Below are 13,869 nucleotides of genomic sequence, written 5' to 3' on the forward strand. Positions count from 1 at the left end.
AGGAAAAATGCGATTTTTCAGCAACGTCTTTATTCTGGCCGTCCTGGCCACGGCCCTGCTGGCGGGGGCGCTGCCTTCCCTGGCCGCGGCCCCGGTGGAAATGAGGGTGCGCCCCGGCCTGGGCGGCCTGTACAAGGTGAACCAGCACCTGGAACTGGTAATCACCGTGGACAACCCGGGGCCAGGGTTTGCGGGAACCATTACGGTGGAGCAGGACGAGGAACGGCCGGAAAGGCGCCGTCCCGATCTGGCCCGGGTGGCCACAGATGTGGACGTGCCGGCGGGTGCCGGCGGGCCGTACCGCCTGGTGATCCCGGGGGAACTGGCCTCCGTGAAGCCGGTGGTGCGGCTGTTTTCCAGCGGGCAGGTACTGGCCGAATCCCGGGTGGAAGGGGTGGCGGTGGCCGACGGCCGGATGGTGCTCCTGGCCCTGGGTGAAGATGTGACCGGGGGCGGCCTGCAGGACTGGCTTTCCCGGGGAGCCGGCTCCCTGGCCACACTGAAATACCTCTCCCCCGGCGAACTGCCCGGGGACAGCCTGCTCCTGGGCGCGGCGGACATTATCATGATCGGCCCTGCCGGCGTGTCCCGTTTAAGCCGGGAACAGGTCAAAGCTCTGAAGGAATGGGTGTACCTGGGCGGCTCGCTGGTGCTGCTGGGCGGCGCGGGAGCCGGTGAAGGGGGCAGTTTTGCCGATGTCAGCCCGGTGCAGGTCACGGGCAGACAGGTGGTGGACGGCAAGCTGGAGGGCCTGCGCTCCGGCGGGCCCCTGCCGGTGGCTGCCGGCCGGCTGGTGGCCGGCAAGGCCCTGGCCGTGGAAAACGGCGTCCCCGTGCTGGCCCGGCGGCCGCTGGGCCGGGGGGAAGTGCTTTACTGCGGCGCTGCTCCGGGGGACCTGGGCGGCGAAGCCCGGGATGTGTGGTCCGCCCTGCTGAACAGCACCATCCCGGGACCGGGTACAAAGGACCGCCCGGCAAAGGACCCTTACCTGATCGGGGGCCCGGCGGCAGACCCTCTGGTGGCTCCCAGCGCCTACATACCCCGGCTGACGGGGCCGCCGGTGCCGGTGCTGGCCCTGTTGTGGCTGGCATACGCAGCCGCCGTGGGGCCGCTGCTTTACTTCCTGCTGCGCCGGGCCGACCGCCGGGATCTCGCCTGGGCGCTGGTGCCGGCGGGGGCGCTGGTGGCCGCCGGCTGTTTTTACCTGCTGGCCCCCGCCGGCCGCATCCAGGGTCACCTGACCCAGACCCTGGCCGCGGTGGAAATTCTCTCACCGGAAATGGCCGCGGTGCGGGCGGGGGCTTCCGTGGTCACCACCCGGGGCGGGGATCTCACCGTCCAGGCCGCCCCGGGCATGCTGACCGGTCCTGGCTCGGGCAGCACCAACTGGCCAGCGGTCCTGGTGCAGCAGAATAAAGATATCACCACGGTCAGCTTCGGTAACGTTCAGTACAACTCCCTGCGGCAGGTTTACGCCCGCGGGCTGCGGCGGGACCTGGGCAGCATCGCAGGCCGGCTCTCCCTGGAGGGGAACAGCATCAAAGGGGATCTGGTGAACAGGACCGGCCTGGACTTGCGGGACTGCAGGCTGATCCTGGGCAGCCGGGTGATCCCGGCCGGCCACCTGCCGGTGGGGGGTACGGCACACATCGAGGAAAAACTGGAAGGGGTTAATCCGCCCGCCGACCCGGAAATGCTTCTGGCCGCGCTGGGCGTAGGGAAGCCGGGCCGGCCGGGGGACCCCTATTTCCGGGAACGGACGATGTTGAATGAAATTATTTACGGTGATTCCGGGCGTCCGGCTGGTATCCAGTTTATCGGCTGGCACGACGGGTCGCCGGGTATTTTTGCGGTGGCGGGAAAAAGCGGCCGGAGTGCGGACTACGGCCTGGTGCTGGTAAAACAGACCATCCCGCTGGATGCGGCCGGCCGGTTTTATCTTCCGGCAGGGTTGATCAAACCGCGCACCGGTGATTTCCTTATGCCTGGCCAGAGCCCTTCACCCAAAAACAATACAATCAACGATCAAAAGGTCAACCTGGTTTATGATCTGGACGACGCCGGGATCAGCAGGAATTTTCGGATCACGGCCCTGGAAATTCAATATGCTAAAGGGCAGTTCAACCTGCCGGTGGAAATATACAACTACCGGGAGGGACGGTGGGAAGAGCTGCCCGACGGCGGCAAAAGGATCGGGTCGGCAGAGTTGTCCCGGTATCTATCCTATAACCAGGTCTGGCTGAAGGTGGCCGGTGAATCCCGGGGGCCTTACCCGGTGTGGCCCGGCCTGGCGGTGGAAGGGGTGGTTTCCTGATGATCCGGTTTAACGGGATATGTAAAAATTTCGGGGCCACCAGGGCGCTGGACAATTTCAGCCTGGAAATCGGCCGGGGGCTGGTTTACGGGCTCATCGGTCCCAACGGCGCCGGCAAGACCACGGCCATGAGCATCCTGGCCACCCTGCTGCTCCCCGACGCGGGCACGGCCACGGTGGACGGCCTGGACGTGGTGGAGGAAGCGGAAAAGGTGCGGGGCATAATCGGCTATATGCCCGATTTCTTCGGTGTTTACGACGGCCTGCGGGCGACAGAATACCTGGAGTTTTTTGCCGCCGCCCACCACATCCCCGCCCACCGGCGGCCCGGCCTGGCCAAAACCCTCCTGGAACTGGTCAATCTGCCGGACAAGGCCGACGTATATGTGGACTCCCTTTCCCGGGGGATGAAGCAGCGGTTGGCCCTGGCCCGCTGCCTGGTGCACGACCCCAAGGTGCTGATCCTGGACGAACCGGCCTCGGGCCTGGATCCCAGGGCCCGGGCGGAGATGAAGGAAATCATCCGGCACTTGAAACACCTGGGTAAAACGGTATTGATCAGCTCCCACATCCTGCCGGAGCTGGCGGAGATCTGCGATGCCGTGGCCATCATGGAAAAGGGCCGGCTGGTGGTCGCGGGCACGGTGGCGGAAATCACCGCCGTTTCCCGGGGCGCCAGGCAAATGCGGGTGGCGGTGCTGGACCGGGCGGGGGAACTGGCGGGCTTTCTGGCCACCCGGCCCGGGGTAAGTGAAACCCTGGCGGACGGGCAGGAGGTCCGGTTCCTTTTCGACGGGAACCAGGCGGAACAGGCCGCCCTCTTACAGGCCATGGTCAGCGGCGGCTGGCCTGTGGTGGAATTCGCAGAAATCAGGCGCAACCTGGAGGAGGCCTTTATGGCCGTCACCGCTGAGGGGGTTGAAGATCATGGCGGAAATTAACCCGGTTTTGCTCAAAGAGCTGCGCCAGCGGTTCCGCACCGGGAAAACGGCGTGGCTGCTGGCCCTTTACCTGCTGGTCATCGGCGCCTTCGTCCTGGGGTTCATGTACCTGAGCTGGCGGGGCTCCCCGGGCATTTTCCAGCCCGACCGCAGCCGCAGCCTGTTCATCATGCTCAGCGTCACCCAACTGGTCCTGCTGGGCTTCGTGGTGCCGGGCCTCACCGCCGGCGTCATCAGCGGGGAACGGGAGCGGCAGACCTTGAACGTGCTGCTGACCACCCGGCTCACCCCCCGGCAGATCGTTTGGAGCAAGCTGGTCTCTTCCTGTGCCTTTGTGGTGCTGCTGGTGACGGCCACTTTGCCCCTGTACAGCATCGTTTTTATGTACGGCGGCATCGCTCCTGGACAGGTGCTGGGGGTTTTCGGCTTCTACCTGGTGACCATCTTTCTCTTTGGCTGCATAGGTGTTGCCTGCTCTTCTTTCTTTAAAAGAACGGGCGTAAGCACCGTCACGGCCTACGGCCTGGCCTTCGCCCTGGCGGCGGGCACCGGTTTCCTGGCGGTGTTTTTGCATGAAATGAACCGGCTGCAGGCCCGGGGAGGCATAAGCCCGGAAACCTGGCACCCGGCCTTTCTGGCCTGGGTGGTGGAGTTTTTACAGGACATCAACCCCGTTTTTGTTTTGATGCAGATCCTCCTGGGTGAAAATGGGATTCCCACAGGGGTAAATTTCGGCCTGCCCGGCTGGGCCGTTTACACCCTGGTCTACCTGGCCGCCGGCGTCCTGCTCCAGCACTGGAGCGCCCGCCTGCTTTTACCCGGGAAAAGAAGGTGGAGAAACCCATAAGATGTTTAAGTGGCTAAATGAAGGAAAAGGAGGAGATGCAGGTGAAAAAAGTGAAGGGTATGGCCGCCGCTGTGCTGGCCGCCGGTATGCTGCTGGCTTCCCCGGTTTGGGCGGCGGAAAAGCCGGTGCCTGCCGTCCAGAAAATGAGCGGGGCCGGCGTGCAGATGGAAGCACCCAAACCGGTGCTCACCGCAGCCCAGAAACTGGCCCTGGAAAAAGTCTACCGGGCCGTACCGGAACTGAAAGAATTGTCCGTGCAGCACATAACTAACGAAGGGGACAGGGCTTGGTCGGTAATGCTGAGTGACTGGGCCCCGGGCACGGACCGGGGTATCCAGATCGCAAACGCCCACCTCACCTTTGAAACCGCCACGGGGGAACTGATCAGTTACGACTTCCGGAACCCGGCCTGGGCCTCGGAAAAGGTCCCCTCCCCCACCCTGGCCAGGGAAAAGGCGGCGGCCTTTGCCCGGCAGATCCTGGGGGACAGAATAAAGGACTACGAACCGGGTGATGACCTCGGTTTCCGCGGTGCCGTCACCCAGGACGACAAGGGAAATAAAATCACCTGGGTTTCGGCTGATGTGCCCTACTACCGCCTGGTTAACGGAATTCCCCTTTTGAACAGCGGCTTCCGGGTGGGAGTGGACGTTTTCGGCCACATCGCAAGCTTCCACAGGGAAAAGGACGAGGGGATTGACCTGACCAGGTTTCCCGATCCCTCCCGGGCCGTAACCCGGGAAGAGGCGGAAAAGACCTTTGCCGGGATGCTGGAAATGAAACTTTTTTATCTTGAACATCAACCTTTTTATGGTCTGTTTAAACCGGAAAAGGGCGAAACCGGGCCGGCACTGGTATATGCGCCTACATCCCTGGCCTCCATCGATGCCCTGACGGGAAAACCCCTGGCCGAATTCCTGCCCTCCCTTCCCCAGCCCCAGCGCCTCACCCTGCAGGGGGAAGGCCGGCAACTGATCGCCAGGACGCCGGAAGAAGCCGGCAAGTTGCTAACCGAAGTGTTTGGCATTGATCTGACGGGAATGCAGTTTCACGGAGCCAGCGATGTGCAATCTTTTAATGATCGGGAGACCAAACAGAAAAGTTATACCTGGAGCACCCTACCTCAAAAAGGGGAGGACGGCAAACCAGATTACCGCCTGATGCGCTATGTGCACCTGACCACCAATGCCAGCACCGGAGAGGTTATAAGCTATAACCTCCAGGACGAATCGGGGCGCGGCCAAAAGGGCAGTGTTTCCCGGGAAGCCGCTCAGGACACGGCGGTGCAGTTCCTGCAAAAATACCTGCCAGCAGGGCCGGCAGAGCTGGAGATGCAGGTGTACCCGGAGGTAGAAGAAAGGGTTCCCTCCTGGGTGGACAAGAGCAAGCTGAAAGATCAGGAACGCCCCCTACCGGTAATCTCGTTTACCTTTAACCAGGTCCACCAGGGCGTGCCGGTTATGGACCGGGCCTGCTCGGTGCAGGTAGACGCCCTGACCGGTAAGATCATTGCATTTTACAACGGCATAAGCGTAAGCGGTCCGCCCGTTTCCCTGCCGGACAACCGGAACGTGGTGCCGGCCGAAACGGCCAAAGCCGAGTTTTTAAAACAGCATCCCCTGAAGCTGGTTTACATCTGGCCCGAGTATTTTGACCAGAAAGCCCCCTCCCCTTACCTGGTCTATATCCCGGTTCCCGGGTTTTCCTGGGAAGGTTATTACATCGACGCCTTTACCGGCCAAACAGTGAAGCCGGAAAACAAGTAACCGTTCAATTATTGGGCAACAACGCCGGGCCGGCAGAAAGACCTGTAAGCATACCTGTATATCACCTCACCGCTTAATAATTGAAGAGCACCGGCGCCGGAATCCGTACAGGCCTCCCGCGCCGGCAAAAAAGCCGCAGAATCAACTGCGGCTTTTCATTTTATCATATCAAATCGTCTGCCTTCATACCCGGCGGTTAATAAGTCATTAAATGATATTCTATTTTACATATTGTGAAACTTTTTCCTCTCTTAAAGCATACTCATCTTCAGAACCTGGTTTGACAATCAATTCCAGAATATAAAATGATTCATCATCTTTCCACCCGGCATACAGGATATGTCTATAAGTTTCATTGACTACAGGAGGTATAACAACATATTCGCAACCATCATTAATATTGTAAAGAAACAAGCCTTGGGGAGTTTTTCCTTGAGAAAAGAGAAGGTACTTACCGTCTTCCGATGCTCGGAAAACAACTGACACATTATTATTTTTAATGTTAAAATAACGGGTTACTTTTCCGTTGCTGTCCAGAACTGCTAATTGGTTCCTTTTAAGTTGTTCGTTATAATAACTACAAATAAAAAGTGGCCCAAGGAAATCAACGGCGTTTACATTCTGAACAGCCAGATCTATAACTTGATGAGTGTTTTTAGTAAGATCGATTATAATGAGGGATTGCTTTTGTTGAGCATCTTCGATCAGTAACAGGAGTTTGTTTTTTTGATATGCTGCCCAATAAAGAAAACCATTATAGTCAATGTTTAATTTATCCAATAAGTCACATGAAGACAGATCATTTAGATTAATTGCCAACACTTTCCTTTCTCTAACGTTGCTTTTTGTTCATTTGGGTAACTGCGGGCAACTAAATAAATAATACGCCCATCGTCAGATAGAAAAACATCATTTTGGGAAGATACATTGATGACTTCTTTGCCAAGTTGGATGGATTTAAGTCTTTTTTTATTCTTAATCCATAGCCTTCCGTCATGTTTATAAATCAATGTCCCGTCTTTACTAATTGTAAGGATACTACCAAAATTAATTTTGTTCTGCTGAAGATGATTTCTTCTATCTAATTTAAGATTAAGATATAGAAATAAAGAAGATCCACTCATCACAATAACTAGCAGACTAAGCGGGATGAGAATCTTTTTTTGCACCCGTACCACCTTTTCTCTAAAGAAGAAATTGAATAGGATAAATGATAGTAGCCCTGGGTGTCTAAAGAACAATCCAGGGCTGAGGATAATAAAATACATTTTTTAATCATTTATTATAGCACCATTAATTGCATCAACATGAAGATAACCAGATCCATTATTTAAATACAACTCCATGCTGGCACAAAAGAATCATCTTGTTTCTGTCTCCTCACGTAAACAAGTTCACAGTTTGAAATTACATATTCTTGACCATTTCTACCGTATCCTTGAGGTATTGTAAGGCAATCTTTTTCGCTCAGTACGGTTGCGCTGGCCTTGGACAGCGGGTTAACAAAGAGGTGTGCCCCCTTGAGCGCCAAACGGAAAATTAAAAATGTTCTATGGCTGGATATAGATGATATTCTCTTTTGCCGTCCAGTAACTGGCTCCGCCGGGCCCATTAAAGAACACCATATCCCGTTCTTCCCGCACCAGCCAGTACACACGATCGTACTCTGTCAGCTGCGTGGGCCGGGTTTGCTTGATAGAGGCATATTCGTAGCATTCATAGACAGGTGCGTCTTTCTTGACAAAAACCTCCCGCGCCTGAAGATAGTTTTCTTTAGTTAATTTCTCGCCGCAGGCAGCCGGCACCCATCCTTCCTCATTGCCGGGGGTATCGTAAACATTGACTTTTACTTTAAACCACCCTGTTGTTTCTTCAAGAAGAGCAGCCACAGCTCCTGCCTCCACTCTCCTGATATGCTGGCTGTCCGCAGAAGGGGCGGCATAAACAGGCGTGCTTTCCTTGATTAAGAGCTTGCCGGCCGGCGCCTGTACGGCCTCCGCCAACTGCCGCATCTCCTCATATCCCTGCTGGATAAGCTCCGCTTCTGATTGGAAGGACGGCTGGTTAATATCCAGGGGGACATATTGGCCCTTAGCATCTTCAATAAAAAACTGGACGGATTCCTTTTGCAAACGGCCCTGGCTGTCGAAACGGGCCGTTACCTTTAAAAATTGGTTGGCTTCCTGGGGTTTGGTGATATACTCCTGCAATTCCTGCTGCCAGAAGGCGATTTGTTTTTCGATTGCGGCCAGCGCCTCCGGGGCGAGGCGAGCGCGGTTTTCCTCCAGGTACTTGATACGGCCTTTCTGGGGCGGCCACTGATCCGGCGTCGCTACACCCAGCAGGTGGCTGACCTGGACCAGGTAAACGGCTTCCGCCTGGGAGCCGGACTGCTTAAAGGACTGTAGCTCAATTTTGGTATCCAGCACGCGATAATGCTGGAACTGTCTGGCCACCAGGTCCTTCACCTGTTTCTGCAGTTGCCCCTGGAACTGCCACTCGTCCCTGGTGCTATCAATGGCGGCAATATACCAGCCCCCGTCCCGGGGCTGGACGGTAATATGGTGGACATAAGAGCCGGCCGGCCCGGTGGAGGCCATCAGGTCGAACTGGACGGTAAAGAGCCAGTTTCCTTCTTTATCCTCTTTCTGTTCGAGGATAGTGTATTTATCCACCCAAGGGCTGGATACCCCGGTCACCCAGCCCGTCCTTTCATAATCAGGGCGGTAGCGTTCCTGTAAATCCGGGGCCAGGAGGGCGTACTGCCAGGCGCCGTTGCGGGTCTGGACCGCTTTTGCCCAGTCCCGCACGGCTTCCTCCGGGCTTACCGGCGTCAGCGCCTTTTCCATAAGGGTTAGCCGGCGGTACAGGGAATCAACTGCCGGGGCCCCGATTTTTACGGTGCGGGTGGCTTCTTCCCACTCCACCCCGGCGCCCATGGCCTCGGCCACCCAGCGGACAGGGACCAAGACTCTTTCGTGAATGATCTGAGGTGGGACCTCCGGCTTGATTTCCTGACCGTTAACAACCAGCCTGATTGGATTGTTCCCCAGGGCAGCCCAGGCGGCGTTAAGAACAACAACAGACAGAACAACGGCGCTCAAAGGGATTAACATTTTCTTCACGACTGAATACCTCCTTCAAGATTTTATTGAATTATTACTTGAACCGCTTTATACGCCAGTGGCTGAAATATGACCTTGTGGTTCAGGATGAATTGGGTTACGTTCCTTTTGACCAGTTAAGCGCCCAGCTTTTATTCCAGGTGCTTGCCGCCCGATACGAACTGGGCAGTATAATCATTACTACAAACCTGGAATTCGGCCAGTAGGCGGAGCTTTTTGGCGATGAACGGCTAACAGCTGCGTTGATCGACCCTTAATGCAGTTTTTAACAGGGAAAACCCTCTCGATCCGCTACCATTCGACAGGTTTTTTTCTTGACGTTTCTTCCTGAAAGTGGTTCAATTGGATCTGGTGCCGAATGGTGAAAGGGAGAGATTTTTGTTGGAACTCGGAAGGGTGATTCTGCAATTGGAAAAGGCCAGGAGAAAAATGCTGGCCACAGATCAAAATGACAAAGAGAAACTCCTGGCGGCGAGCCGGAAGGTGGATGAGCTGGTGCTGGAATATTACCGGGCAAAGCTGTCTGAAAATAGGGAAGTAAAATCCCATACCGATCCAAATTCGTGAAACCGGAGCGCACGGGCCAAAAGTGGCCTAAAAAGCGCTCCTTAGCTTTTTTAAATTACTAAGCCAGCAACTACTTCTACCAGGAAAGAGAACAAGGAATCACAGCACACCCTACGTTGACGGCAATTGCCAAATCTCTTACGTATATGGCAGGATTTGGTTGCGGGAAGAAGAAAAAGTATCCAGCAAAAGAACGCTCAACGGAGACAGGGAGATGTTCGGCTTGTATAGTGGCCAATGACTGAATTACCGGTCCCAATACTGCCCCGAAGTATGCTGCAAACAGCAATGTCAGCGCACCGCACACCCCTATGACCGGTACCCGTTCATGAGCCATGGCCACCTGAGTTGATAACTGGAATTATGATATCGTCCCAGCTTGGTTGAGGAATAATCACTAGAGGCGTGAGTAGACCCTGGCCTACCGCAGCGCTTTAACTCCCTGGTAGTGCGAAGGCCCCCACTAAAGGGGTAAAAATCCCGAAGGGCGAAGAGCGGGGATGCGGGTGTGGACGGAAGAAGAGGTAGCCAGGTTCCTGGAGGCGGCCAGGAGGTCCAAACACTATCCGCTTTTCGTGCTGGCGCTGTCCACACATGCCACAATCCTGCTGAGAAAAGGTGTGCAACCTAAAGTTGTGGCTGAGCGCCTGGGTCACGCGAGTGTTAAAGTAACACTTGATACCTACTCCCACGTTCTCCCCGACACTCAACACGAGGCGGTAAAAGCCATAGAAAGTGTATTATGGACCGGAATCCAGGGGGTTGGACGAAATGGACGTTGAGCCCGCCAGGGTTGCAAATGGTTGCAAGTAGGAATAGGCAGAGCCGGAAATGCAGGAGGGACAATGGCTGTGCTGCTCATTATCAACGCCGATGACTTCGGTTATACGGCGGGTGTGAACCGGGGGATTATTAAGGCCATGGAATGCGGGGCGGTTACCAGCACCAGCCTGATGGTCAACCAGCCGGGGACGGGGGATGCTCTGGCTGTTTTGCGCCGGGGCGGGCTGAAGGCTGCCGGGGTGCACCTCTGCCTCACGGCAGGCAGGCCCGTTTGCGATCCGGCGGAAGTACCCTCACTGGTGGACGACCGGGGGTGGTTTAAGAAAAAGGACGCCCTTCTCTCCGGGCTCCTGAACGAAGAAGAAGTTAGGAAGGAATTCCTGGCCCAGGTGGAAAAGGTCAGGGCGGCGGGAGTGCGCATAAGCCACCTGGATACACACCATCACGTCCACAGCCATCCTGTAATCCTGGAAGCCCTGCTGGACGTGGCCCGGCATTACAGGCTTCCGGTGCGCAGCCTGGATTCCTCCATGCGTAAAAGGATAAGAAGCCGGGGTATACCCACCCCCGATTATTTTTGCGGCTGCTGGTTTGATGAGCGGGTTTCCGGGGAATCTTTTCGCCGCCTGGTTGCCGCCGGGCTGCAGAATGGTGCCGGGGTGATGGAGCTGATGACCCACCCCGGCATGGTGGATGAGGAACTGGAGCGGCGGAGCAGCTATACCTGGCAGCGGGAGAGGGAGTTGGCCATTCTCTGCGACCCGGATACCAGGCAGTGGCTGCTTGACCAGGGGATCGGGCTGGCGGGTTACCTGGATCTGGCAGGTCGCTCCCCCGGTTAGAGTCTGGAAGCCACTTCATGGAGGCGGGTGCCGATTTGCTGCAGTTTTTCCACCATTTTAGATATTTTTTCCATCGTTCCGGCCTGTTCCCGGGTTATGGCGCTGTTTTTTTCAATACCCGCCGAGACCCTTTCAATGGCATGCTTGAACTGGTTTAAGGTCCTTTCAATCTCCCTTGCGGAACGGCTGCTTTCATCGGCCAGCTTGCGTACTTCCTGGGCCACCACGGCGAACCCCCGGCCCACCTGGCCGGCCCGGGCCGCTTCAATGGCAGCGTTCAGCCCCAGGAGCTTGGTCTGGTCGGCCACGTTCTGGATGAAGGTCAGAATCTGGGTGGTACTCTTTACCTGCTGTGCTGCTTCCTGCGATTTCCGGACCAGTGTTTCGCTGGTGGCGGCCAGTTCCTGGGAGGAAGCGGTGAATTCATTAATGGCATGGGCCGCCTGTTGTATGGCCTCGGCCACCGCCTCGGCCTGGGCCTGTATCTGTGACTTCATTTCCTCGTCCCTGAGCATCTTGACCACCAGGGACGAGGCAATCCTGGCTATGGGCTGGACGATTTCAAGCTTGCCGGCAATTCCGAAGGTGCCGATTTTTTCCCCGTTTACCTTGATGGCCAGGTTAAAGCCCTCCTTCATGGTCCCGCCCGAGGCGGCGGCTTCCTCGCTGGTTACGCTGTACTCATCGACGGGGGAAGTGAGAATGGTCCGGGCGCCTTTATGCACCGTTCCCAAACGTGCTTCAGCCGAGTCGGCGATGATGGTCCCGGTCCGGTCGCAAACAATGGTGTGGTGACCCGTTTCCCGGTAAATGAACTCGGTAATTTGCCTGGCGACATCCAGCCGTAATTCCATTTATATCACCTCTTGAAGCAATCTTTTTTTGTTATAAACCAGCTGAAGAATAGCCTTCTTAAGATTCCAGCAACCTGATGATCTGACCAATCCCAGAAAATCTTTCGGCAAAATCAGAAATTCCTTGAGGGGATTTTTAAAATACGCTTCGGTTTAAAGACTCCGGTTGAACTACCTCACCCGGTACCCGGGTGTTCGGGAGCCGAAAAAAAGCGGCCCCTGACGGGCCACCTTTGGGGTTATACAAATTCTGTCATTAACTTCCCTGCTTGCCGTTGACCTCCTGGGCCAGCTCCAGGATCCTGGCCAGCACCTTTTGCCTGCGGGCTTCAATATCCTGGAAACCTGTGGAAGTTCCAATTCGTGAGGCACGGGGGATTTTGAAGGGAAAGGGCTTTAACGTAGAAAAATACCTGCAGTCCAAGCAATTGGAAAAGGATCTGGAAAAATGAGCGATTATTATGTGCTTGATGCCTGTGTCCTCATCGCCTTTCTGAACGACGAAGCAGGCCCGTTTAAAGAGCCGTCCTATTTCCTGGTTTAAAGCCAGGATTTCCTTTTTATGTGCCCGCAGACCTTCCTCGTTCCAATGATCCCCCAGGTGCACAATTTCATCCACCGCTCCCGGGTTTTTGGGGTCAACCACGTGGGGGGTTGTTACGGTTATGAAACATTCTGTGTAAGAGTACAAGCTCAATAATTGCTGGGAACTTGGAATCCCTACAGCTACGTTAGATTATTACCTCTCACCGTTTTTAACGGATGGCCAGAGGTTTCGCTTAATAATGTAAAAATGAGAGTCAAAACCAAATACATCCTGGATGTTCATGGTTTCCAGAATGACAAAACTGACTGCATCAGTATAGGACAGGTCCTGATCATGGTACTTCTTGAGAACGGCATGAACTTTATCCATTGTGCTATTTTCCGGAAGAATTACTTGTAAAGCTCCGGCTTTCTCCGACCGGTCAATGATGTCGAGAAACCGGATAGCCAGGTCACGTCCAGCGTGGTAGCGTAACCAGGTATAGGTTTCTGAGATAACCATAATGCTGGTCATCAGGTTCGTTCGTTTGCTTAACGAGGCATAAAAAGTTTTGGATGCCTGGTGCATGGAGTCACGTTCGTCAATAAGGGCGATAAAAGCACCGGTATCAATGAACAGCTTATAAAGGTCTTTCGCCCCCATACAAATCCTCCTTGTACTTGCGGGAGCCAGTACCCGGCCCCTTCAACATGCCAATTAACTCTGCCAGAGGGTCATCAGGGCCGCCACGCAATTCTTCGTTTTCTGGTATGGGAAGGGTAATTCCTAATTTACGGAATAACTCTTCCTTTTGCTTTGGGGTCAATTTTTTAATTTCCTCAAACAGACGTTCAACCGCCATTGGACTTCACCTCGTTGTCCAGTATACCATATTCTGTAATTAGGAGCAATAATCAGCGATGGGCTACCGCCTTGAAGAAACTGTATGAGTGGGCCATGCGAGACCGGGCTGGCCCCCTAATTATGGAGATTATGCCACAAAAGATTCGGCTTTCATTAATTTGCTCATAAATACCTTATGGAACTCCTCAGGGCTCATATACCCCAGGCTACCATGCCTCCTTTTCCGATTGTAATACTCTATATACCTGGATACCTCTGCATAGGCTTCCATAAAGCTCTGAAATTCATGACGGCTATAGCATTCAGTCTCCAGGATAGAATGAAAAGCTTCAATATGGGCATTTAGATTAGGGGTTTTAACAGGTATACGCTCATGGACAATTCCTAGTTTTTCACAGGTTTCCTGGAACTTCTTGGCGATGAACTGGGGCCCATTATCT

The 13,869-nt window shown here is 55.1% G+C and carries 15 protein-coding genes and 1 pseudogene; 7 read left to right on the forward strand and 9 right to left on the reverse strand.

Going from position 1 to position 13,869, the window contains the following annotated elements; genetic code table 11:
- The first annotated feature begins 7 nt into the window (after positions 1–7).
- From BUB44_RS12280 to BUB44_RS12295, 4 genes are read left to right on the forward strand one after another with little or no spacing between them, the layout of a single operon-like run.
- The gene (locus BUB44_RS12280) at positions 8–2,314 is read left to right on the forward strand and encodes a hypothetical protein (RefSeq protein ID WP_131821624.1); all 2,307 of its coding nucleotides are present in this window, start codon (positions 8–10) and stop codon (positions 2,312–2,314) included.
- A complete protein-coding gene (locus tag BUB44_RS12285) occupies positions 2,314–3,255 on the forward strand; it encodes an ABC transporter ATP-binding protein (RefSeq protein ID WP_073166796.1) in 942 nt (313 codons plus the stop codon). The genes BUB44_RS12280 and BUB44_RS12285 overlap by 1 nt, the downstream gene beginning before the upstream one ends.
- On the forward strand, positions 3,242–4,102 hold the full coding sequence (locus BUB44_RS12290) for an ABC transporter permease (protein WP_073166797.1): 861 nt from the start codon (positions 3,242–3,244) through the stop codon (positions 4,100–4,102). The genes BUB44_RS12285 and BUB44_RS12290 overlap by 14 nt, the downstream gene beginning before the upstream one ends.
- 41 nt (positions 4,103–4,143) lie before the next feature.
- Entirely contained in the window at positions 4,144–5,868 is a 1,725-nt protein-coding gene (locus BUB44_RS12295) for a YcdB/YcdC domain-containing protein (protein WP_131821625.1), read from the forward strand.
- A 219-nt stretch (positions 5,869–6,087) separates the two neighbouring features.
- Here the strand turns inward: BUB44_RS12295 and BUB44_RS12300 are convergent, their stop codons facing one another.
- The 3 genes from BUB44_RS12300 to BUB44_RS12310 all read right to left on the reverse strand — a co-directional run bounded on the left by BUB44_RS12300 (position 6,088) and on the right by BUB44_RS12310 (position 8,984).
- The gene (locus BUB44_RS12300) at positions 6,088–6,690 is read right to left on the reverse strand and encodes a hypothetical protein (protein WP_131821626.1); all 603 of its coding nucleotides are present in this window, start codon (positions 6,688–6,690) and stop codon (positions 6,088–6,090) included.
- Positions 6,672–7,037: a hypothetical protein gene (locus tag BUB44_RS12305; protein ID WP_073166803.1), complete on the reverse strand. Its 366-nt coding sequence runs from the start codon at positions 7,035–7,037 to the stop codon at positions 6,672–6,674. The genes BUB44_RS12300 and BUB44_RS12305 overlap by 19 nt, the downstream gene beginning before the upstream one ends.
- A 381-nt stretch (positions 7,038–7,418) precedes the next feature.
- A complete protein-coding gene (locus BUB44_RS12310) occupies positions 7,419–8,984 on the reverse strand; it encodes a stalk domain-containing protein (protein ID WP_242655981.1) in 1,566 nt (521 codons plus the stop codon).
- A gap of 47 nt (positions 8,985–9,031) precedes the next feature.
- Between BUB44_RS12310 and BUB44_RS12315 the strand changes: the two genes are divergently transcribed.
- The 3 genes from BUB44_RS12315 to BUB44_RS12330 all read left to right on the forward strand — a co-directional run bounded on the left by BUB44_RS12315 (position 9,032) and on the right by BUB44_RS12330 (position 11,185).
- Positions 9,032–9,199: an ATP-binding protein gene (locus BUB44_RS12315; protein ID WP_242655978.1), complete on the forward strand. Its 168-nt coding sequence runs from the start codon at positions 9,032–9,034 to the stop codon at positions 9,197–9,199.
- Between the two features lie 175 nt (positions 9,200–9,374).
- Entirely contained in the window at positions 9,375–9,560 is a 186-nt protein-coding gene (locus BUB44_RS12320; protein WP_242655979.1) for an aspartyl-phosphate phosphatase Spo0E family protein, read from the forward strand.
- 845 nt (positions 9,561–10,405) lie between these two features.
- Positions 10,406–11,185 (forward strand): carbohydrate deacetylase, encoded by a 780-nt coding sequence (locus BUB44_RS12330; RefSeq protein ID WP_073166810.1) that lies wholly within the window; start codon positions 10,406–10,408, stop codon positions 11,183–11,185.
- On the opposite strand, the gene BUB44_RS16130 is transcribed toward BUB44_RS12330, so the two are convergent.
- The 6 genes and pseudogenes from BUB44_RS16130 to BUB44_RS12355 form a co-directional block, all read right to left on the reverse strand.
- Positions 11,182–11,649 (reverse strand): methyl-accepting chemotaxis protein, encoded by a 468-nt coding sequence (locus tag BUB44_RS16130; RefSeq protein ID WP_423219796.1) that lies wholly within the window; start codon positions 11,647–11,649, stop codon positions 11,182–11,184. The genes BUB44_RS12330 and BUB44_RS16130 overlap by 4 nt on opposite strands.
- A pseudogene (locus tag BUB44_RS16135) lies at positions 11,641–12,039 on the reverse strand (sugar diacid recognition domain-containing protein); the annotation flags it as partial. The pseudogene BUB44_RS16135 and the gene BUB44_RS16130, both read right to left, overlap by 9 nt.
- 256 nt (positions 12,040–12,295) lie before the next feature.
- Positions 12,296–12,730, reverse strand: a complete 435-nt coding sequence (locus BUB44_RS16140; RefSeq protein WP_073166815.1) for a hypothetical protein — start codon at positions 12,728–12,730, stop codon at positions 12,296–12,298.
- A 48-nt stretch (positions 12,731–12,778) separates the two neighbouring features.
- Positions 12,779–13,228, reverse strand: coding sequence for a type II toxin-antitoxin system VapC family toxin (locus BUB44_RS12345; protein ID WP_073166817.1), 450 nt, complete (start codon positions 13,226–13,228; stop codon positions 12,779–12,781).
- Complete coding sequence (locus BUB44_RS12350) at positions 13,206–13,427, reverse strand: hypothetical protein (RefSeq protein ID WP_073166820.1); 222 nt, start codon at positions 13,425–13,427, stop codon at positions 13,206–13,208. Before BUB44_RS12350 ends, BUB44_RS12345 begins: the two co-directional genes overlap by 23 nt.
- 129 nt (positions 13,428–13,556) lie before the next feature.
- The coding region (locus BUB44_RS12355) for an integrase core domain-containing protein (protein WP_131821627.1) at positions 13,557–13,869 on the reverse strand (313 nt) is incomplete at its 5' end.

This window comes from Desulfofundulus australicus DSM 11792 (assembly GCF_900129285.1).
In the GTDB taxonomy this organism is placed as follows: domain Bacteria; phylum Bacillota; class Desulfotomaculia; order Desulfotomaculales; family Desulfovirgulaceae; genus Desulfofundulus; species Desulfofundulus australicus.

Excerpts from the sequence above, each read along its gene's own strand:
- BUB44_RS12280 (WP_131821624.1), top strand. The coding sequence starts at position 8 with ATGCGATTTTTCAGCAACGTCTTTATTCTGGCCGTCCTGGCCACGGCC.
- BUB44_RS12285 (WP_073166796.1), top strand. The coding sequence starts at position 2,314 with ATGATCCGGTTTAACGGGATATGTAAAAATTTCGGGGCCACCAGGGCG.
- BUB44_RS12290 (WP_073166797.1), top strand. The coding sequence starts at position 3,242 with ATGGCGGAAATTAACCCGGTTTTGCTCAAAGAGCTGCGCCAGCGGTTC.
- BUB44_RS12310 (WP_242655981.1), bottom strand. The coding sequence starts at position 8,984 with ATGTTAATCCCTTTGAGCGCCGTTGTTCTGTCTGTTGTTGTTCTTAAC.
- BUB44_RS12330 (WP_073166810.1), top strand. The coding sequence starts at position 10,406 with ATGGCTGTGCTGCTCATTATCAACGCCGATGACTTCGGTTATACGGCG.
- BUB44_RS12345 (WP_073166817.1), bottom strand. The coding sequence starts at position 13,228 with ATGGGGGCGAAAGACCTTTATAAGCTGTTCATTGATACCGGTGCTTTT.
- BUB44_RS12350 (WP_073166820.1), bottom strand. The coding sequence starts at position 13,427 with ATGGCGGTTGAACGTCTGTTTGAGGAAATTAAAAAATTGACCCCAAAG.